This window comes from Rahnella sp. 2050 (assembly GCF_040544515.1).
In the GTDB taxonomy this organism is placed as follows: Bacteria; Pseudomonadota; Gammaproteobacteria; order Enterobacterales; family Enterobacteriaceae; genus Rahnella; species Rahnella aceris.
The window spans coordinates 47,334-66,341 of the sequence record NZ_JBEPKE010000006.1 but is presented as its reverse complement, the minus strand read 5'-3'; the positions used below and the strand labels follow the sequence as shown (position 1 = coordinate 66,341).

General features: G+C 48.4%; 14 protein-coding genes. 6 read left to right on the top strand and 8 right to left on the bottom strand.

Annotated features, from left to right (window positions below):
* Positions 1 to 40: 40 nt before the first annotated feature.
* The 4 genes from ABIC79_RS20050 to ABIC79_RS20035 form a co-directional block, all read right to left on the bottom strand.
* The gene (locus ABIC79_RS20050; RefSeq protein WP_112152166.1) at positions 41 to 691 is read right to left on the bottom strand and encodes a hypothetical protein; all 651 of its coding nucleotides are present in this window, start codon (positions 689 to 691) and stop codon (positions 41 to 43) included.
* A gap of 98 nt (positions 692 to 789) precedes the next feature.
* A complete protein-coding gene (locus ABIC79_RS20045; protein ID WP_013576159.1) occupies positions 790 to 1,182 on the bottom strand; it encodes an ASCH domain-containing protein in 393 nt (130 codons plus the stop codon).
* Positions 1,183 to 1,279: 97 nt separating this feature from the next.
* Positions 1,280 to 4,120, bottom strand: coding sequence for a WG repeat-containing protein (locus ABIC79_RS20040; RefSeq protein WP_121020112.1), 2,841 nt, complete (start codon positions 4,118 to 4,120; stop codon positions 1,280 to 1,282).
* Positions 4,120 to 6,882: a WG repeat-containing protein gene (locus ABIC79_RS20035; RefSeq protein ID WP_112152164.1), complete on the bottom strand. Its 2,763-nt coding sequence runs from the start codon at positions 6,880 to 6,882 to the stop codon at positions 4,120 to 4,122. The genes ABIC79_RS20040 and ABIC79_RS20035 overlap by 1 nt, the downstream gene beginning before the upstream one ends.
* A gap of 516 nt (positions 6,883 to 7,398) precedes the next feature.
* On the opposite strand from ABIC79_RS20035, the gene ABIC79_RS20030 reads away from it, so the two are divergent.
* Positions 7,399 to 7,656 carry a DUF1883 domain-containing protein gene (locus ABIC79_RS20030; RefSeq protein ID WP_013576162.1) on the top strand — a complete coding sequence of 86 codons (258 nt, stop codon included), beginning with the start codon at positions 7,399 to 7,401 and terminating at the stop codon, positions 7,654 to 7,656.
* 364 nt (positions 7,657 to 8,020) lie between these two features.
* The gene (locus tag ABIC79_RS20025) at positions 8,021 to 9,199 is read left to right on the top strand and encodes a M20 aminoacylase family protein (RefSeq protein ID WP_015690175.1); all 1,179 of its coding nucleotides are present in this window, start codon (positions 8,021 to 8,023) and stop codon (positions 9,197 to 9,199) included.
* Here the strand turns inward: ABIC79_RS20025 and ABIC79_RS20020 are convergent.
* Both ABIC79_RS20020 and ABIC79_RS20015 read right to left on the bottom strand, forming a co-directional pair.
* Positions 9,196 to 9,894 (bottom strand): extensin-like domain-containing protein, encoded by a 699-nt coding sequence (locus ABIC79_RS20020; protein WP_013576164.1) that lies wholly within the window; start codon positions 9,892 to 9,894, stop codon positions 9,196 to 9,198. The two genes, ABIC79_RS20025 and ABIC79_RS20020, sit on opposite strands and share 4 nt — an antisense overlap.
* Positions 9,895 to 10,236: 342 nt before the next feature.
* Positions 10,237 to 10,863 carry a zinc-binding dehydrogenase gene (locus ABIC79_RS20015; protein ID WP_013576165.1) on the bottom strand — a complete coding sequence of 209 codons (627 nt, stop codon included), beginning with the start codon at positions 10,861 to 10,863 and terminating at the stop codon, positions 10,237 to 10,239.
* Positions 10,864 to 11,462: 599 nt separating this feature from the next.
* On the opposite strand from ABIC79_RS20015, the gene ABIC79_RS20010 reads away from it, so the two are divergent.
* From ABIC79_RS20010 to ABIC79_RS20000, 3 genes are all read left to right on the top strand, one after another.
* Positions 11,463 to 13,118: a methyl-accepting chemotaxis protein gene (locus ABIC79_RS20010; RefSeq protein WP_013576166.1), complete on the top strand. Its 1,656-nt coding sequence runs from the start codon at positions 11,463 to 11,465 to the stop codon at positions 13,116 to 13,118.
* A 379-nt stretch (positions 13,119 to 13,497) separates the two neighbouring features.
* Positions 13,498 to 15,477: an alkyl/aryl-sulfatase gene (locus ABIC79_RS20005; protein ID WP_126124992.1), complete on the top strand. Its 1,980-nt coding sequence runs from the start codon at positions 13,498 to 13,500 to the stop codon at positions 15,475 to 15,477.
* Between the two features lie 58 nt (positions 15,478 to 15,535).
* Positions 15,536 to 16,324: a hypothetical protein gene (locus ABIC79_RS20000; RefSeq protein ID WP_119261800.1), complete on the top strand. Its 789-nt coding sequence runs from the start codon at positions 15,536 to 15,538 to the stop codon at positions 16,322 to 16,324.
* A 200-nt stretch (positions 16,325 to 16,524) separates the two neighbouring features.
* On the opposite strand, the gene ABIC79_RS19995 is transcribed toward ABIC79_RS20000, so the two are convergent.
* Positions 16,525 to 17,436, bottom strand: coding sequence for a cation diffusion facilitator family transporter (locus tag ABIC79_RS19995; RefSeq protein WP_119261801.1), 912 nt, complete (start codon positions 17,434 to 17,436; stop codon positions 16,525 to 16,527).
* 665 nt (positions 17,437 to 18,101) lie between these two features.
* Between ABIC79_RS19995 and ABIC79_RS19990 the strand changes: the two genes are divergently transcribed.
* The gene (locus tag ABIC79_RS19990) at positions 18,102 to 18,254 is read left to right on the top strand and encodes a tyrosine-type recombinase/integrase (protein WP_072012305.1); all 153 of its coding nucleotides are present in this window, start codon (positions 18,102 to 18,104) and stop codon (positions 18,252 to 18,254) included.
* Positions 18,255 to 18,630: 376 nt separating this feature from the next.
* Here ABIC79_RS19990 and ABIC79_RS19985 read toward each other — a convergent pair whose 3' ends face one another.
* Entirely contained in the window at positions 18,631 to 18,966 is a 336-nt protein-coding gene (locus tag ABIC79_RS19985) for a YebY family protein (protein ID WP_013576173.1), read from the bottom strand.
* Between the last annotated feature and the right edge of the window lie 42 nt (positions 18,967 to 19,008).

The window sequence follows — 19,008 nt, the reverse complement described above, 5'->3', positions numbered from 1 at the left end:
AGCATGGCGAACGGGATGATGTTCGCCATGCCGCTTGCGTTCACTCAGCGTTTTCAACCAACGAAATACCCCGTCCGGCAAAAAAGCGGGCGAAGACTTTCACCGGTAACGTGACATCCTGTTGTGTGGAAATATCATGACCGGAAGGATTATGAAAGGTCACAAACTCCCTGTCGGCACGCGTCACCAGCACCAGATGCCCGCCTTTACGCGGCGGAACAGTCTCCGGAATACGAACCGACGGATGCACCGAGGCAATGAAGAACCGGTGATCTACCATTTGTGCAGCAATATCCTCTGCAGCAATTCCCACTTTAACTACTGCGGTCATCCCCAACTCCTGGCGAACATACTCAACAAAAGGTGCATAAATCAACCCCTTAATGTTGTCGCCATCACGAACATACGCGCCATATGGCAGACTGCGCTGAGTCAGATTAAGAACAGGCACCACTTTTCCGGAAACCGCCGCCAGCACCATTTTCAGGCAACACATCCCACAAACATGGTTTGCCCACTCAATAAATTCCTGCTGGGTTGATGCGCCAGACTGGGCCCATAGTTTGATATCACTCAGTTCGAGTTCACCGGCAATAATTCCGGCAGCACAGTCAGGGTCTTCCCACTGGCTGAAATAAGGTATTCCTGAAAGGGTTGCAAAAGCGCGTTGATTTACTGAATTCACTGACATGACATATTCCTGAACGGCAGATCGACAACATCAGGTTGATCATATCGCTGGCTGGCGAGATTTAAGGCCTGATTTTCCTTATCAGGCCCCTCAGATATTTAGAACTTTTCTATCATCCGGAACTTCATCAGTAACAATGGCATAGTGGGTTCAAACATCTCGTACTCTTCGAAGAAACGCTGATGCTCAGCGCGCCAGTAAGCCAGCGTGCGGTCACCTTCACCTTCTTCCCAGGCATGTTGCTCTGTCACCTGATCAAAAGGAACTTGTTTCACTTCGGTCAGTTGTACGGCACACACCGGATTATTGCGACCATCGACCACCACAAAGATTTCGCCAGGTTCTGGTTCCGGGTCATCATCCAGGTTTGAACAGGTGGCGGTTTTTGTGCCTGCAATAACACGTTTAGCCAGTTCGTCTGCTGACGACTCGGTATCACCAAACGACCAGCGCTCTGCATCCCTGTATTTAAGTGGGATCTGCGGAATCATAATTTATCCTTTCAATTGAGATAGTTCACTACTATGACAGTTAAACATTAGCACAAAAAAACCCGCCGTAGCGGGTTTTAAAAGCCAGAAATGCGTTCTACGGTTTGCAGTTATCCGGCATCGCTACCGGCCACTGTCTTGCGCTGCCAGCGCCGTATAAAACGGCAATGCCGCATTCCTTATCGATCCTTGCAAGCGGTTTACCCGTTTTATCAATCATCATTGACATCGCAGGCGTTGAAACGACGGCAACGCCGCTGTCAAACGGTGAGACGGCACTGAATAGCGGTGCAATGGCAAAGTTACCCTGTACATCGACAAACCCGTAATTATTGTTCGTTTTGGCGAATGCCAGGCCATCCACAGGCAAACCTAAGTCGGCATAAGCAATGCCCTCAGCTTGTTTACCCTGGCCGTTTATCCAGGTTTTCATGCCGTCTGCGCGTGTCAGTACAGCATGATCATTCACCATCAGGCTGGCATTCCCCTGTACCGTCAGTACTAATTTACCGGTGTTGTCGACATAACGGGTCGCTGGCGTACCATCCTGCGGGTCGTTAGAGACAGACCACGTGCTGGCTGACGGCATTGTCCACCTGCCCTCAGGCATAGCCGCAACCCGCACACCTTTATCATCGATCAGCTCATACCCTGCCGGCGTCGAACGCAAAGCACGGCCCTGCACAAAAGCAGAACTTTGGGCTTCCGCTACGGGCTGAATTTGCCATTCTCCTTGCGCAGAAAGATAACCTTCCTGCGGCTTACGGGATAATTTTACCCAATCGCCCAGCGCGCTGATACGGGTTTGCTGTTCGTGCAGTTCAATGTTGCCTTGGGGATCCAAAAGCCAGGACTGCCCTGCGGCAGAGGTGGCAAGAATGCGTCCATCACTGAACTGAGTGACTGATAACCCCGCCGTTGGTGCGACTCTCGCTTTCGCATCATTGCCAATGATTTCAGCAATCACACTGGATTCGGCTTGGTCAGGAGCGGCCGGTTGCGTCAGCAGCCAGAGCGCAGAATTGATACGTTTTGCTTTAGCATACTTCGCTTCAACAATGATTTTACCCTGACCGTCCACAATGCCCCATAAGCCTCCCGGCGCTCTGAACGCCGCCAGACCATCGGCGTAGTCACCCAAATCCTGATAAGAGGGCTGAACAACCGTTTTCTGTGTGTTGACATCAAAGATGCCCCACAGCGCGCCTTCGGCAGCGGTTTCGCGAAAACGGAACCAGCCGTTACCCACAGACTCAATCTCGAATACGTTGGGCAAATCATAATGCTTACCCGCGTGATCCAGTGCGGTCAGCTTGCCGTCCAGATAATCAAGCGCGTAGCCATGAACAAAGGGCGAAATATTGTCTTCGGTCAGCGGGATAACAATTTTCCCCTGAGCATCGACAACACCGGTTCCCTCAGCCGTTCTGACAATAAACTGTTCGATATTACCGTCTGCGTCAGCAGATTGAATATCCTGCCATTTGCTGTCGAGCTGAAGTGAACCGTCCGGGCGCAGGAAACCGGCACCGTTTTTACCGCTTCCGGATTCAGGACGAATCAGTGCGAGTGGCGATTGTGCAGAAGTAACATCATTTCTGACATAGAGAGGTTCAATCCGGCTGCCATCAAGGGCGCTGCTATTCTTCTGATTCAGTAACGCCTTTCCTGATGCATCAACAATATTGACGACATCACCCTGGTCGTTGCGCAGCCATAAACGGTGGTTGATCACTTCTGCGCTGTTGATTTGCGCCAGCCAGCCCACATTCTGTGAGCCTCCGATGATGCCGCCAGAAGGTGCAACAATCGCGTTGACCTTTTTCGGGTCACCTTTGGTAGTGATCAGGTATTCACCCGTACTGTGCTCCCAGGGCTCACTGCCCGCAGGCAACAAAAGAGGTTGTTTACGTCCCGGTACATACAATGTAAGAGCGTCTTTGGTGACGGGATTCAACACGTAATCACCGGAGACACGTAGCGAAGAGGCCTCGGCTTCGCTAAAGGTGGCGATAACCACTGCGGAATTATCAAGTAATTTGATCCCTTCAGGGGTTTTTGCCAGCCAGAAAGCGCCAGTTTCTTCACTGACCGACAAGTACTTCTGTTCGTCCGGCACACCGTCGGTGCGAATTAAGGTAATTCCTTCCGCATTTTTCGCCAGGGCAACAGAAGAGTTTTGCGGATCAAGGGTGATTGCGGTGTATTGCGGCAGAACGCGCCAGGTAAGATTGCCATCAATGATGCCGTAACCTTTGCTGGCATCAAAAGCGATAAAGAGATCTTTCGGGCCAAACGGTTCAACCACTTCCATTTTGTCGGTAGCCACATGACGGACACCATCAGGGGAAAGCAGAACGCTGTTAAACGTCAGACTCAGGCGGGCCGGAATGCCGTCACTCAGAGTGGCGTCATCCACTAATTCATCCAGCGCTTTACCGACCTGGGCACCTTTGTGGTCAATAATTTGTGGTTTACCTCCCGCCGTCACCACGGCCAACCCGGATTCGGTAAAGGGCTGGACGCGATCAAAGGCCGGCGGAATCATCCAGTTTCCTGTCAGATCGATGAATCCCCACTTGCCCTGTTGCATGGCAGCGGCGGCACCAAAATGATAGTCACCGACTTTTTCAAAAACAGGTTTAATGACCAGTTGCCCCTGATTGTCTAAAAAGCCCCAACGCTCGCCATTTGCATCTGCAGCAGGCAAAAGCACTGCTGCACGGCCTTCATGGACATCACGGATACATAAATTCTGAACCACAGGCAATGCATTATGCCTTTGTGCATCCGCCCGCGCCGCAGATAACGGCGCAAAGCAACTGTCGGGCTCTGCCGCGATTGCAGCGGATGTCAGCGTCAATAAGGCCAGTGTACTGCTGGTATTCAGAGCACAACGGAGTGCATTTCTTAGCCTTGAAGGTTTGCTGACAATCATTAATTACCTCCGGTACCGCATGCAGGAGCCTTGGCTGGCCAGAGATAAGCCCCCTTAGCATCCACAATGACACGCTGATTACAGCGCACCTGAATTTTCGCCTGAACAGCGCCATCACCGTTTAGCAAACTGACCACACCTTTACCCCCTGCCCAGGCATGTTTCTCGCTGAAATCATTTGCCCAATCGAACTTAGGCAAAATAGCGAAACGCCCTGTGGTATTGATGTAACCTAGCAAATTGCCATAGGTCGATTTCTTCATGGCGGTAGCAAAATTATTGCTCATTGCACCAACCTGATCAAAGTAAGAACCGATCAGTTTCTTGCCTTGCTGATCAACAAAACCATACAGGCCCTTGCTATCACGCAGAGGGATGACGCCAGAATTGGCTTTATCCGCCTGCAGGCTGTCGAGTCCGGCGAAGCGCTGAATCTCATTGCCGTCGTTGTCATACAACACAGTTTCGCCTGTAAGATCGTCATTCATGACCAACCGCGCCATCGAGTTCAATGCCTGGGCCTGTTCAAAACCGTCTAACGGAACCGCGCCATGATCATTAATCAATGTGACGCGGCCATCACTGACCGCGCGGCTCAGATTAAGAGGCGGGATGAAATTGAATTCAGCGGTATAAAGTGGTGGGACTTGCCAGTCGCCCTGACTGTTAATCGCCCCAAAATGAGGGGAAAAACTGAGCATAACCCAGTCGCCATCAACAGAACTTGAAGATGCAGTAATTGCCTTGCTGACAGGGAAACGCCCTGCGCTGTCGAGCAATGCAACACCACCTTCGGAAGGTTGAACCAGCCAGTGGTTGCGGCCCACAGGCTGCGGCCTTGAGAGCAAATCTGTGGCTAAAGCCTGACCGTTTTCAGCGCTGTAGAGGCTGTAATGGCTGGCAAGCGCACCACGCTCACCGGGCTGATCGTTATCAGAAAGCGTAAAAGCACCCTGCCCGATATACTGGAATTTACCGCTACGGCCCGCATCAGGCGCAATCGCCCAACTGCCGTCGGTTCTGATCACGCCCCAACCCGTATCTGTCTGCGCCAGGGCATAACCGTCATTGAAGGAATCAATCTGGATAAACTGAGGTGCAGCTTTATTGCTTTTACTCGCGATGTCCCATAAACCCCAGCGTTGGGCATCTTTTTCGCCCCCGGTATAAAACAGCAGTCCGGATGACAAACGCTGAGCGCTTTGCTGAATATTTGCCGGAACGTCTATCGCGTTACCGCTGCGATCAATAAGGTGCTTAACGTCTGTATTGCCAGCGTTGTCAGTGGCCCAGGTATAGTCGCCGTTAAACGGGGTGATTTGCGTAAAGACTGGCTGGATAACCCATTTCCCTGCCGCATCGATCGCGCCAACTTTTTTGTTTTCAGTATGGATGATCAACGGAGCCTGAGAAGCCTCTCCTTCAACCGATGCCCACTGAGGATCGGAAAGCACGTTCCCCTGGGAGGTGAGGATTGCCGGAGGTTTTGTCGCATCAACAGGCGTCAGAACTGCCCATGGCAGGCTTTGTGCCGTATCTGTGGTTGCTTGCGCCAAAGCATTGATGTCATCGGTCATCGGCGTCGTGGCCAATGGTCTTAACTGATAGTCTTTCAGCGCTGTCAGCGTGGCGTCATTAAGAAGCGCTACGCCGTTATTGTCATAGATCTGCGCGACCTGAGGCGTTTTCCCCTCAGTTTGCATCACCCAAAGACGGTTGCCCTGTTGCAGAACTTGCGGCTTATTCACTTTCAGCGAAGCAACCTGATTATCAGCACCGATAATCACAATGCCTTTACTGCCCGTTCCCAGCGTAGCTTTACCCCAGGCGAGGATGTTTTCAGATTGATCTGCAGGAATATCCTGCACTTTTTCCAGCTTACTGTTGAGCAACTGTTTGCTGCTATCCGCAGCTGTAACCAGCCAGCTACCTGAAGCCAGCGGACGTACAGATTTATATTGCTCTTTATTTAACGAAACACCCTGCCGGTCAACGAACATCCAGACGTTTTTGGTTTTCACCGCAACGACATCACCACTAAATTGCGGCTCGTCGCGGGTTTTCAGGATCATCGGGTCAATCGCCCAGTCACCATTTTCGTCGAGATATCCCCAGTAACCGTCTTGCGCAGAATCACGCTTTTTAGCTGGGATAAGCCCGGACTGAGGCAAATCCAGTGCAATGACATCATCAGGCAGAGAAAGGGAACGATTTGTGGAGGCATTCCACAAGGCAGGCGAAACTTGCGTTTGCACACTTGCCAATGCCTGACCGCGCACAAATCCCTGGCTGTCGAGAGAAACGGCAAACGGCAGCGTTTTTATCACTGCACCTTTGCGATCAATCAGTACCAGACGGTTATCGGTCACGACCAGCGCGGTGCCTTGTGCATTGAAATCGGTTGCCCGCGTAAATTTAGCTTCAATAACCCAGTGGCCTTTCTTATCGATATAGCCGAATTTATCGCCTTTTTTCGCAGCAGCCAGGTCGTTCACAAAACCCCGGGCTTCACTGAAATCAGGCTTGATCACCATATGCCCGGTGGTATCCACGTACCCCCACAACGGTTCGCGGGATAACCCGACCTGCACAGGGGAAAGCCCTTGCTGGAAAGGCAACTGGCAATCCTTGGCCGTTTTTGCATTGCTACACGCCCGTAACAGTGCGTCATCCGCATGTACCGGCAGGCTAAAAAAAGCATTCAGAACCAGGGATAACGCACTGAAGTTTCTGACATATTTGAATTTTTCGGAGCAATTCATCCGATGCCCTTATAACTGGATAAAATTAGAAAGTGTAGCGCCCGCATTTTTTTCATCACCCGCAGAATGGGCGCGTGAGACGGTAAAAAAACCGATAATAATCAATTTAAAGCGAGCGCACATGCCATACGCCTATAGGGTGTCAGCTTGTGAAAGAAAAAGCAGCTATTTTATTACTCTGTAACGAATGAATACATATTATCAATTCCCGGAAAGAGACGCCCTGTGTGTTACCGCTCACCTGCATTACTCACCCGCCGATAACCTGACAGCAACATTCCAACCTCCTTACTAGAAATTAGATCATTTTCATTTACATGTGTTTGAGTGGCTAACAATTAATCTTCGGAAGATTATTACAACTCTTGATTAAGGTCATTATTTCCCCCTCTTTTGTCTGGTTTTATAGATTCCAGAGCGTTGTGTGACCAATATCACTCCCGGTCCGGGTCGCGTCAAACCTGGCAGTGTTCGGTTACAGCGTATTTCAGGTGTTTTATCTTATTGGGGGAAGTCATGCCTATCGTTCGAGCCAGATTGAGTCTGTTTGGTGGCGACACCGTCGTCATACGTTGTTCAGAAAAATGTCACATTCATCTGATGTGTGAAAATGATGTTGAGCGAAAAGGACGTCACTCAGGTTTCGGCGATATTTTGACGGTTAATGATCAAAATACGGCTTATGTGGGGATCCCTTATAAAGGTATCTGGAATGTTCTTATCGATTCCCAGTGTGACTCACTGGAGCACTCAATAAGTTATATGCCCGCCTGAAACCCGCTATTACCTCCTCGATTCTGCTGCTTTATCTGAGACCTTTATCAGGCGGATGGAAAACCATTTGCCTGATATTTCATGAATTACCAGTCAGCCCGGTCTGCATCACAACGGTACAGTTAACCGCTGACACCATCCAGCAGCAAAATGTTGAATTGCGTAACGTCGCGGAAAAAACTTTAGTCTGTCACATCAATTACATACCGTTATTGAATTGAACATTCCATAATTTTCAAAAGTCCTTTTTTTGCCTGATTTATGTATTGCCAGTCCGGATTTCACATTGCATTCTGTCAAAGGTAATGACATGGCACCGGTCATATTGGCCGGATTTCTTTCAGGCAAAAAACAGATCCTTATAATGAATAATAAATCACTTTGCACCATCGCTGACGTAGCGGATCTCGTTCCGCAATTGCGCCAGGTTCGCCAACACCTGCACCAACACCCTGAACTTTCCAATGAAGAATCTGCAACCGCAGCACTGGTCGCTGAAAAACTCGAATCTCTAGGCTATCAGGTGACCACCGCCGTGGGCGGATACGGCGTCGTCGGCTCAATGAAGCATGGAAACGGGTCACGCAGCATTGGCATCCGCGCAGATATGGATGCCCTGCCCATCACCGAACGAACAGACTTGAGCTACTCCAGCCAGTTTCCTGGAAAAATGCATGCCTGCGGCCACGACGGCCATACGACGATGTTGCTGGGTGCCGCTGAACAGCTTGCACGCAGCAAAAACTTTTCCGGCACCGTGCATCTTATTTTCCAGCCCGCTGAAGAAATTGGGTTTAACAGCGGTGCGGAGCGCATGCTGGCCGAACAGTTGTTTGAACGATTCCCCTGTGATGCCGTCTACGGGCTGCATAATCATCCCGGCTATCCGGTCGGCAAAATGATGTTCCGTTCTGGCCCGTTTATGGCAGCCTGCGACACGGTCAACATCACTATTCATGGTAAAGGCGGACATGCAGCCCGCCCGCATATGACCGTAGATCCTATACTGGTTGCCAGCAGTCTGGTCATCGCCCTGCAGTCTGTTATTTCGCGCAATATCGACCCTAATGACACAGCGGTTGTCACCATCGGTTCATTACATTCAGGGCATGCGGCGAATGTCATCCCTGAAACTGCACGCCTTGAAATGAGTGTTCGCTCCTTCGATCCCGAAGTCCGCAAAACGCTTGAGCAACGTATCCGCACTCTGGCAGAGAATCACGCTGCCGGTTACGGTGCCCGCGCTGAAATTGAATATGTTCCCGGATATCCGGTACTGGTGAATCACGATCAGGAAACAGCATTTGCTGTGGAAGTGGCAAAAGAACTGCTGGGTGAAGAAAACGTGGTCGATAATCTTCCGCCAATTTCTGGCAGTGAAGACTTTGCGTATTTCCTGCAGCAGAAGCCCGGCTGCTTCCTGCGTCTGGGCAACGGAGACAGCGCGGTGCTGCATAATCCGGCCTACAACTTTAATGATGAAAGCCTGAGCTTTGGCACCGCCTACTGGACGCGTCTGGTGGAGCGCTATTTAGTCGATTAACGGCAAAAACCGAACCAGCGCATGCCGAGGTGGAAGTGATTGGCATGCGCTGCGTTGTATTCCGGCCCGATGGAATTGCCAAAATACGGGCAGCTCTCTGAAAATAATGTCCGCACATACTCTCCTTCTGCGCCGGGCTGAGGCCATTGTTTCAGCACCGTAAGATGGCGCCCGTCAGCCAGCGAGAAACCGGCAATATCCAGCGCTTGCGCCGTAGCGTGTTCGCTTAGCCGGGCGTCGGGCTTGTTATAGACGTTCCTGCAGGCATAACTGCCCAGATGATCAATACGCACCAGCGGCGAACCTAATTCCCGAGTGGCCAGCGGTTTCGCCACCTGCGCGACAAACATTGCGCTGCTCAGTGCAAGGCGACAGCTCGCCAGATAACTCGAACTCAATGAAACATCACCAAATCCGCGAACGCGCACAGAATGAGTCAGCGGACATTTCCCGCCCATATTTCCGGCGCTGTTAAACTCAATCATCCCCTCTTGCTGAGCCCGTTCAAGCACAGCCAGACATTCCTGAGGATTGTTATCCAGCTTCCTTAATTTGTAGCGGGTGATCAGATTCGGCGGGTCATTAATAGTTATCGGTGTGAAAGGATTATATTCAGAAGGCACATGACGGCTTATCCACGGGCCACTGAACCAGGCGATGCCAATAATCACAATGAAGCTAACCCAATATCGCATAGTGTTCCTTTAGCACCACTTAGGTTTAGCAGTACATTGTTTTTCACGCGGAATATTTTGAGTATAGCGCCTGAGTAAATAGTGATCTGACGGGGTTACAAGTCGGGAAATAAACTTACTTAGCTTTGACATAAATAGACATTGAGTTTGTTACTTTTATATCCGAAGACGATGTTTCTTCTCCTGTGTCCACTGTGAACTGTCCTTCATAGTGTGTAAGACCCTCGCATTACCCCTTTCAGCCCGCCCCGAGCGGGCTTTTTTTTATCGGCTATCTCGCACGTAAGTCATGAGTGACGCAGCAAAAGATGCTAAGCCGCGCCACCCGACACCCTGAAAACCTTACTTATGCGTAAAGTCGATCACCATTCTGCCTTTAATTTTGCCTTGTTCCATTTCCTGGAAGATCGCATTGATATCGCCCAGCGGACGCTTTGTGACTTTCGGCACCACTTTACCTTCAGCGGCAAACTGGAAAGCCTCAGCCAGATCTTCACGGGTACCGACCAGTGAACCGACGACCTGAATGCCGTCAAGCACCAGACGAGGAATATTCAGGCTCATGGATTCCGGCGGTAAACCCACGGCGACAATACGACCGCCAGCGCGCATCGCATCCACTGCGGAGTTAAAAGCGGATTTCGCCGTTGCTGTTACCACCGCAGCATGAGCGCCACCGACTTTCTCCTGAATAATTTTTGCTGCATCGTCTTTCCGCATATTAATGGTCAGGTCAGCCCCCATATCGGCGGCAAACTCCAGTTGCTGATCATTAACATCAATACCGATCCCTTCGTGCCCGAGGATTACGCCGGTTTTGTCACCGAAATCACCGTTTTTGACATGCAAATCCGTATGACATACACCACAGCACTCCATTTCCAAAAGTGCCTCACCATGTTCCAGGTCACGCAGAGTCTTCTCCACGACGTCCACAGAGTGGTCTTTATTCACAACAGCAGCTTTCATTTTCCTTTCCTTATCGTTGTGGCGGAACCTCAAAGTTACAACGCTATTTATCTGGCTGCAAATGAGAATGAAACGCTTTAACTATCAAGTTCAAAACGTTGGCGGAAAGTTTCATTTCCATTGTTGATGAGGAATATGACGGCAGATACTCAGGCAATATGGGACAGAGTTTTTACTTTAATCATGAAAAATCAATTGGTTAAAAAATCCAGCAGTACAACGAAGGTGCCATATTCCCCCGCTGATTCACGTACTCTACGTTCAGTCATAATTTAATGTGTATTAATTTTATCCACACAATTAACGGTCGGTAATTCTGCTACCCATTTAAATCTGACTGAAACACTTAAAGGACTGGTAATTAGGATGCATATTAGTATTTCCCTATCATTAAGTAATATCTATACTTTTCAACACGAAAGACTCTCCAAATACTTTTCACTTTTATAAATCAAAAAACAGCTCAAGATATAAATTTTGATGCCGATAGTGAGATCAATGAAATATAAAAAAGCTGGCTCAGCTGTTTTATAAATTATAAAAAAAATCCGAAGCCTGTTGAGGGCGAATTTATCGTTTAAATACATGAGGATTCTAAAGTGAGATTTATAAGAGATATTAAAATACGAACAGTATTAATAACCATTCTCATCACTTTTTCACTTTTATGGGCCGGAGTATCAGGTTTCGCTTTATACTCACTTAATCAGTTAAAAAGTGAACTGAACTTCACCAATGTTCAACAGCAAAACGGTGACATCATCAATGGTGCCAATGCACAGTATTACCGTGCAGTAACAGCACTGGAACGCGCTATAGCTGGGTTAGAAAAAAACAATAACGGCATTTATGATATTGAAATAAAAGCCACGTTGATTGAATTAGAAAGTCTTAAAAAAGGGTTAGATCAATTTAAAAATATTGATCATGGGAATTTAGACTCCAACACCGTGGACGATATCTATAACAGTTCCTTTACTCTTTTCAACAGTGCTGTATTCCCCATGTATGAATCAGCAGCAGTGAAAAATACAAGTCTGTTCGCGTCTTTAAAAAATGATAAATATCTTCCGCTTAGACGTAACTTTAGTGCAGCCATAGAAAAATATAATGACAAAATTACCTCTCTTAACGCTGAAGCGAATCACAGAATTACCCAGTGGGTTGCATGGTGCCAATATATACTTATAGGTGCTATGGCCCTCAGCGTTGTCATTATGCTTTTGAGCGATCGTTATCTGGCAAACTTTCTTGTTAAACCATTAAACAAAGTGAAAGCTCACCTTGAATCATTGGCAACCGGCATACTTGATAGCAAAATTGCTTTCCAGGGTAAAAACTGCGTTGGACAATTAATACCTTATATCAACAAGATGCAAGATAACTGGGCAAAAACAGTATACGACATCCGAAACAGCGCCGATTCAATTTATAAAGGCTCCAGTGAAATCTCCACCGGGAATACCGACCTTTCCTCCAGGACGGAAGAACAGGCATCTGCACTTGAAGAGACAGCCGCAAGCATGGAACAACTGAGTTCAACCGTTCGACATAATGCAGATAATGCGAGTCAGGCCAGCACACTGGCAGAACAGGCAACTCAGGAGGCAAACCAAGGCGGTGTTATTGTGAACGACGTCATATCTACCATGGTAAAAATTAACGCCAGCTCGCATAAAATCGTAGAAATAATCAGTGTTATTAATGGCATAGCCTTCCAGACCAACATTCTTGCTCTTAATGCTGCTGTTGAAGCAGCACGAGCCGGAGAGCAAGGTCGGGGATTCGCCGTCGTTGCAAGCGAAGTAAGAAATCTGGCGCAGCGCAGTGGACAAGCCGCAAAAGAGATTGGCGTGCTCATTAATGAATCGGTTGAGAACATTCAGTCCGGGTCAGAACAAGTGACTCAGGCCGGGGGAGCCATGGAGAAAATCGTCAGCTCTGTCAGCCGTGTAAATGACATCATGAGCGAGATAGCGGCTGCATCGACTGAACAAAGCAAAGGAATAAACCAAATTGGTATAGCAGTCGTGCAAATGGATAGTGTTACGCAGCAAAATGCCGCACTGGTGCAGGAATCAGCCGCCGCCGCCGCCTCACTTGAAGAGCAGGCACGTCAGCTCACAGAAATTGTCTCGGTGTTTAAAATCGAAGGCAGGGCTCCCCTTTCTTCAGCGAGTCTTCTTCCCAAAAATAAAACACAAAAAAATAGCAGAGTCTTAACCACAGAAGATGGCGGCTGGACGAAGTTCTGATATTCCAGCCCTTCCCGGCATGAATGGGAAAGGCTGGTTCGTCATTCTTGTGGGGCAATGTGACGGCGTTGAATCGGGAAGTTTTACTGTCAGACCTGTCCCCCGGGAGGACAGAGAGCGATGACCGGAAACAGAAATAAAAACTGAATTAAATGAAATTAAAAATAGTCACAGCTTATATTTGACTTAAAAAAGCACTTTAATCCAATAAGTTGTGTGTTTTTCTATGTTCAAACATTGCGCAATGTAACATCGCGATTATCCTTAAAATGAGTCATGAAAAGATTAATCCACAGTCGTTATACCCCGGGTGAGGTATATCGCATGCGGATTAATGAATATGCCCACCTGGTGGGGTGATTATTTTTAAGGATAAGCAATGAAGCTTAAATTGATAGTCAAAAGCCTTGCTCTGGCAGGGTTACTTTCATCAACCAGCCTCACACCGCTATTTGCCCAGGAAGCGCCAAAGGATGCTACGGCGGCGACCAAACAGGCCAATGACGCACTTTATAATCAGCTTCCTTTCTCCGACAACACCGACTTTACCAACGCACATAAAGGATTCATTGCTGCAATACCAGCAGAGGTGATCAAAGGTCCCCAGGGGAATATTGTCTGGGATCCTCAGAAATATGCCTTCATCAAAGAAGGCGATAAGGCTCCTGAAAGCGTCAACCCAAGCCTTTGGCGACAGTCACAATTAATTAATATCAGCGGTCTCTTTGAAGTTACCGACGGGGTTTATCAGATCCGCAATATTGATCTTTCAAACATGACAATTATCGAGGGTAAAGAAGGGATTACGGTGGTTGACCCGCTGGTATCGGCAGAAACCGCGAAAGTGGGTATGGATTTGTACTATAAAAATCGCGGGCAAAAACCTGTCGTCGCGGTGATATATACCCATAGCCATGTTGATCATTATGGCGGCGTCCGTGGTGTCGTCGACGAGGCTGATGTGAAATCCGGTAAGGTAAAAATTTATGCGCCTGCCGGATTTATGGATGAAGCGGTCTCCGAGAATATCATGGCGGGTAATGTCATGAGCCGCCGAGCCAGTTACATGTACGGTAACCTGCTGAAACCGGATGCGAAAGGCCAGGTGGGTGCGGGTCTGGGTACCACGACATCGGCGGGAACAGTAACGTTAATTGCTCCAACCAACTACATCACCAAGACAGGACAGAAAGAGACGATTGATGGCCTGACTTACGATTTCATGATGGCGCCAGGCTCTGAAGCACCGTCTGAAATGCTGTGGTATATCGAAGAGAAAAAACTCATCGAAGCAGCAGAAGATGTTACTCATACCCTGCACAACACATACTCGTTACGTGGCGCAAAAATTCGCGACCCCCTCGCCTGGTCAAAATACATTAACGATGCCATTAACCGCTGGGGTGATAAAGCAGAAATCATCATGGCACAGCACCACTGGCCGACGTGGGGTAAAGATAACGTTGTCAGCCTGATGAAAAGTCAGCGCGATATGTATCGCTATATCAATGATCAGACGTTGCGCCTGGCGAATACCGGCTTGACACGTGATGAAATAGCCGCAAACTTTAAACTCCCGGACGGTCTGGCTAAAACCTGGGCAAGCCGTGGTTATTACGGTTCTGTCAGCCACGATGTAAAAGCGACCTATGTGCTTTATCTCGGCTGGTTTGACGGCAACCCGGCAACATTAGATGAACTGCCACCTGAGGAGGCGGCGAAAAAGTTTGTCGATTATATGGGGGGTGCCGATAACATCCTGAAAAAGGCCAAAGAGGATTACGATCAAGGGAATTACCGGTGGGTAGCACAGGTGGTGAGTAAAGTTGTCTTTGCTGACCCGAAAAATGAGGCTGCGCGTAACCTCGAAGCTGATGCACTGGAACAACTGGGCTATCAGGCCGAATCAGGACCATGGCGTAATTTCTATCTCACTGGCGCGCAGGAATTACGTAATGGCGTGCAGAAACTGCCAACGCCGAATACGGCAAGCCCGGATACGGTAAAAGCCATGTCGCCTGAAATGTTCTTTGACTATCTGGGTGTGCATATCAATGGTGAGAAAGCGGCGAATGCGAAAGCGGTGTTTAACGTTGATCTGGGCAGTGACGGCGGCAAGTACAAGCTGGAACTGGAAAACGGTGTGCTCAATCATACAGCCGATGCAGAAGCGAAAGACGCCGATGCCACTATTGTCCTGAACCGTGACACCCTCAACAAAATTATCCTCAAGGAAGTCACACTGAAACAAGCTGAAGATAAAGGCGATGTGAAGGTGACCGGCAACGGTGCGAAGCTGGATGAAATGCTGGGTTATATGGATAAATTTGAGTTCTGGTTCAATATCGTCACGCCATAAATAAAACCCCTGCGGTGTTTCTACCACAGCCGCAGGGGAATTCAATTCAGGTGATCTTATGCGTCGGATATTCACACTATTACCCTTACTTTTCCCCTTCGTTTCGGGTTACGTCCTGGCGGCCGAAGAACATACGCCGGACGCTGCGCAGGCGAATAACCCGCTGGCCAATATGACTGCATTCAATATGCAGAATTATTATATCGGCGACCTCAGCGGAACCGATAAAGATGCCAACCAGTTCTGGTTCCGTTATGCCCAGCCATTTTCGCTGGGTGAAAGTCACTGGCTACTGCGCGGCTCTTTACCTGTAAACACATACCCTTCACCTCCCTCTGGCGGCCATAAAACCGGCACAGGTGATCTTAATCTTTTCGCGTCATGGCTGATTGATACCGGCAATCCTGCTGTCAGCTTTGGCTTTGGACCGCAAATCACTGCCCCTACTGCAAGCGATGATTCATTGGGCACAGAGAAATGGTCAGCGGGTTTGGTCAACGTGTTATTTGATGCGAGTTCACCAAAATTTCAATACGGCTACCTTGCGTCATGGCAGCACAGTTTCGCCGGAAAAGACGATCGCAACGATGTTCATCTCGGGACATTCCAGCCATTTCTCTTTTACCAGTTAGGGGGCGGGACTTATCTTCGCGCAGCACCTATATGGGTTTATAACTTCCAGAATGACAGTTATAGCGTCCCCATGGGGCTTGGGATTGGGCAGGTCATCAGGCAGGAAAAAACCGTCTACAACTTCTTTATCGAGCCACAAGGCTCAGTGGCAGATCACGGACCTGGTCAGCCCAGATGGCAGATTTTTGCCGGGCTGAACCTGCAGTTTCTCTAGTTTACTCCGTTCGCTGAAACATAAGGGGAATGGCTGCCATGCTTACGCGGGTGCAACGTTCCCCTTTCTTATTATGGTAACAGGAAGGGGTTTAATGGGTTGTTCTAAAGATAGGTTATTGATTTAAAGAATGATCAAAAAAACAACCAAACACTCATTCAATTTATTAAAATCAATAAGTTTAATAAACAGGGAGTGCGTCAGTCGAGCGCCTGGTCGTTCATTGACGCCGGATCTTCCAAGGGTTCTACGTGAGTGGTGATATGGATAAAAGGCAGTGCTGTGCGGATATCATTCTCTATACGCTCAGCCCAGTCGTGACCATGTTGAACAGTCCATATCCCAGGAACGAGGATGTGCAGTGTCATAAACGCGCGTCCGCCCGCCTGGCGTGTGCGCAGCGCATGGAAATCGAGCCCCTGCTCACGGTATCCCGCCAGCAGCGACTCGATTTTTTCGAGTTCTTCAACGGGTAGCGAGACGTCCATCAGACCCGCAGCTGAACGGCTCATGAGCTGATAACCGGTCCACACGATGTTGGCCGCGACCAGCAATGCAATAACCGGATCGACCCATAACCAGCCGGTCAGATAGACCAGTCCGACGCCCAAAATGACCCCGACCGACGTCCAGACATCGGTCAGCAGGTGGTGAGCATCTGCCTCAAGCGTGATTGAATTGTGCTGCTTGCCAGCCCTTAACAATATTCGTGCCGTCACAAAATTAAGAACGGATGCAACCACAGAAACCAGTAGTCCGACACCAACCGCGTCGAGTGGCTGCGGGGCCAACATACGATCAACGGCGGTATAGGCAATACTGGCTGCCGCCAATAGGATCAAGAACCCCTCAAAAGCGCTCGAAAAATATTCGGCTTTACCGTGTCCATATGCGTGCTTATCGTCGGCCGGAAGTGCAGCCAGGGTCAGCATCCAGAGCGCCATCAGGGCTCCCGCGAGGTTGACCACGGATTCGATGGCATCAGACAGCAGACCGACCGAACCGGTCATTTTCCACGCCACACCTTTTAGTCCGATGGTGGCAATCGCAGTGGCAATGGACAGCCAGGCGTAGCGCGTAAGGGATGGCGTCAATGCTTTGTTTTTACTCATTATTTCACCCTGTAATGGACGGCAAACTAAATTATTGCCACATCAAAAATTAATCACTTAAGTCAGGTGTACCATTTTTATATGCTTCAATTAAAAGATGCAAAACTCCCATCGCACCATGTGCATAAAAATAGACCTCGATGAAATTAGAAAGCCACATATAATAAGCCCAAATCCTTAAATAATGTGCATCCAGGTTATAACCCCTTCAAGACTATGTTCAGCAATTGCTTCGGTCTCTGTCAGATTAGCGTTAATAATTTCCGACAGTATTAAAAATGCCATCATGGTGTGAAGAATACGAAAAAAAGTAGCATATTCATGGGGTAACAGACTCCAGACTCGCAATTTCATTAATGAGCTCTTAGCATATTTACCCATAGTCTGAATCATACAAAAGAATTATTAGCATAACCTTAATTCTGAAAATTTCAGCAGACATTAGCTCACTTCATGATACTGATACCCATGAAATAGGAATGATAACTATTATTATGATTTATTCTCTTCTTGTTACTCAGCAGATCCCCTATATATAATTTTAGTTTGCAGAATAATAATACTGAGTTCATTCTCAGTTCTGCCAGCAGAAAAACCAGATGGCAGCCCGGCACGCTTCGAGCGGATAGCATTACCCAAGCATTCTGGCGCGCGGTAAAAAAACGGTGTATCACGGAGCGAAAGCCCGCAGTCTTGCTTCCCGGCTTTACGAGCGTGAATACGGCGCGGAATTTGCTCAGAAACTATTGGGGCATAAATCGATGAAAATGACGAACGTTTATCCTGATAGCCGCGGTACCGAGTGGACGGAGATATAGACAGGATTTAGGATTTAGGATTTAGGATTTAGGATTTAGGATTTAGGATTTAGGATTTAGGATTTAGGATTTAGGATTTAGGATTTAGGATTTAGGGAGATGCTGAAATTATCTTTATAAATCAAATAGTAAAAAAAAGACCGAATACGATTCCTATATTCGGTCTAGGGAAATGGCTCTTGGGAGAGAGCCGTGCGCTAAAAGTTGGCATTAATGCAGGCGGTTAAGCCGTACAACTTAAAGAGTAGACGACAGATGACTATTTTCCACCCAGTTTGAAACATAGTGATAATAACAATGATGTATTATTTTCATTGTGTGACAACATACGCAAAACATGGGATTTACATCAGTCAATTATCGTCGGCACGGCTGTTCAGCAAAGCGACTGAGCTTTGGCAATAAAAGGGGCCAGACTCATTTTTTGCCCTGGGTTCTGCGGATCGTCCAGCCAGATTTTCTCCAGTGGCACAGCCTGAACCTGATGGTTTTTTACCTGCTCTTTCGCCACGTCATTGAGAGGATATTGCGCCAGCGTGCTGTCGTTAATCACATACAGCGCATTACCGGGGCGGCATTGCAGCATGACTTCTTCACGGGTAAAGGCCCAGGCTTTGCCGTATTGCAGACGGCTGATCGTTTCCAACTGGGGTGCCGCAAAGCTGCTGGCAGATAAGGTCAGCAGCACACAAGCTAGCAGTGTTTTCCTCATAATTTTTCCTCGGTGATATTAAATTTCCTGGTACTTATTCAG

Excerpts from the sequence above, each read along its gene's own strand:
- ABIC79_RS20045 (WP_013576159.1), bottom strand. The coding sequence starts at position 1,182 with ATGATTCCGCAGATCCCACTTAAATACAGGGATGCAGAGCGCTGGTCG.
- ABIC79_RS19995 (WP_119261801.1), bottom strand. The coding sequence starts at position 17,436 with ATGAGTAAAAACAAAGCATTGACGCCATCCCTTACGCGCTACGCCTGG.
- ABIC79_RS20015 (WP_013576165.1), bottom strand. The coding sequence starts at position 10,863 with ATGAAAGCTGCTGTTGTGAATAAAGACCACTCTGTGGACGTCGTGGAG.
- ABIC79_RS20005 (WP_126124992.1), top strand. The coding sequence starts at position 13,498 with ATGAAGCTTAAATTGATAGTCAAAAGCCTTGCTCTGGCAGGGTTACTT.
- ABIC79_RS20025 (WP_015690175.1), top strand. The coding sequence starts at position 8,021 with ATGAATAATAAATCACTTTGCACCATCGCTGACGTAGCGGATCTCGTT.
- ABIC79_RS20050 (WP_112152166.1), bottom strand. The coding sequence starts at position 691 with ATGTCAGTGAATTCAGTAAATCAACGCGCTTTTGCAACCCTTTCAGGA.
- ABIC79_RS20040 (WP_121020112.1), bottom strand. The coding sequence starts at position 4,120 with ATGATTGTCAGCAAACCTTCAAGGCTAAGAAATGCACTCCGTTGTGCT.
- ABIC79_RS20000 (WP_119261800.1), top strand. The coding sequence starts at position 15,536 with ATGCGTCGGATATTCACACTATTACCCTTACTTTTCCCCTTCGTTTCG.
- ABIC79_RS20035 (WP_112152164.1), bottom strand. The coding sequence starts at position 6,882 with ATGAATTGCTCCGAAAAATTCAAATATGTCAGAAACTTCAGTGCGTTA.
- ABIC79_RS20030 (WP_013576162.1), top strand. The coding sequence starts at position 7,399 with ATGCCTATCGTTCGAGCCAGATTGAGTCTGTTTGGTGGCGACACCGTC.
- ABIC79_RS19985 (WP_013576173.1), bottom strand. The coding sequence starts at position 18,966 with ATGAGGAAAACACTGCTAGCTTGTGTGCTGCTGACCTTATCTGCCAGC.
- ABIC79_RS20020 (WP_013576164.1), bottom strand. The coding sequence starts at position 9,894 with ATGCGATATTGGGTTAGCTTCATTGTGATTATTGGCATCGCCTGGTTC.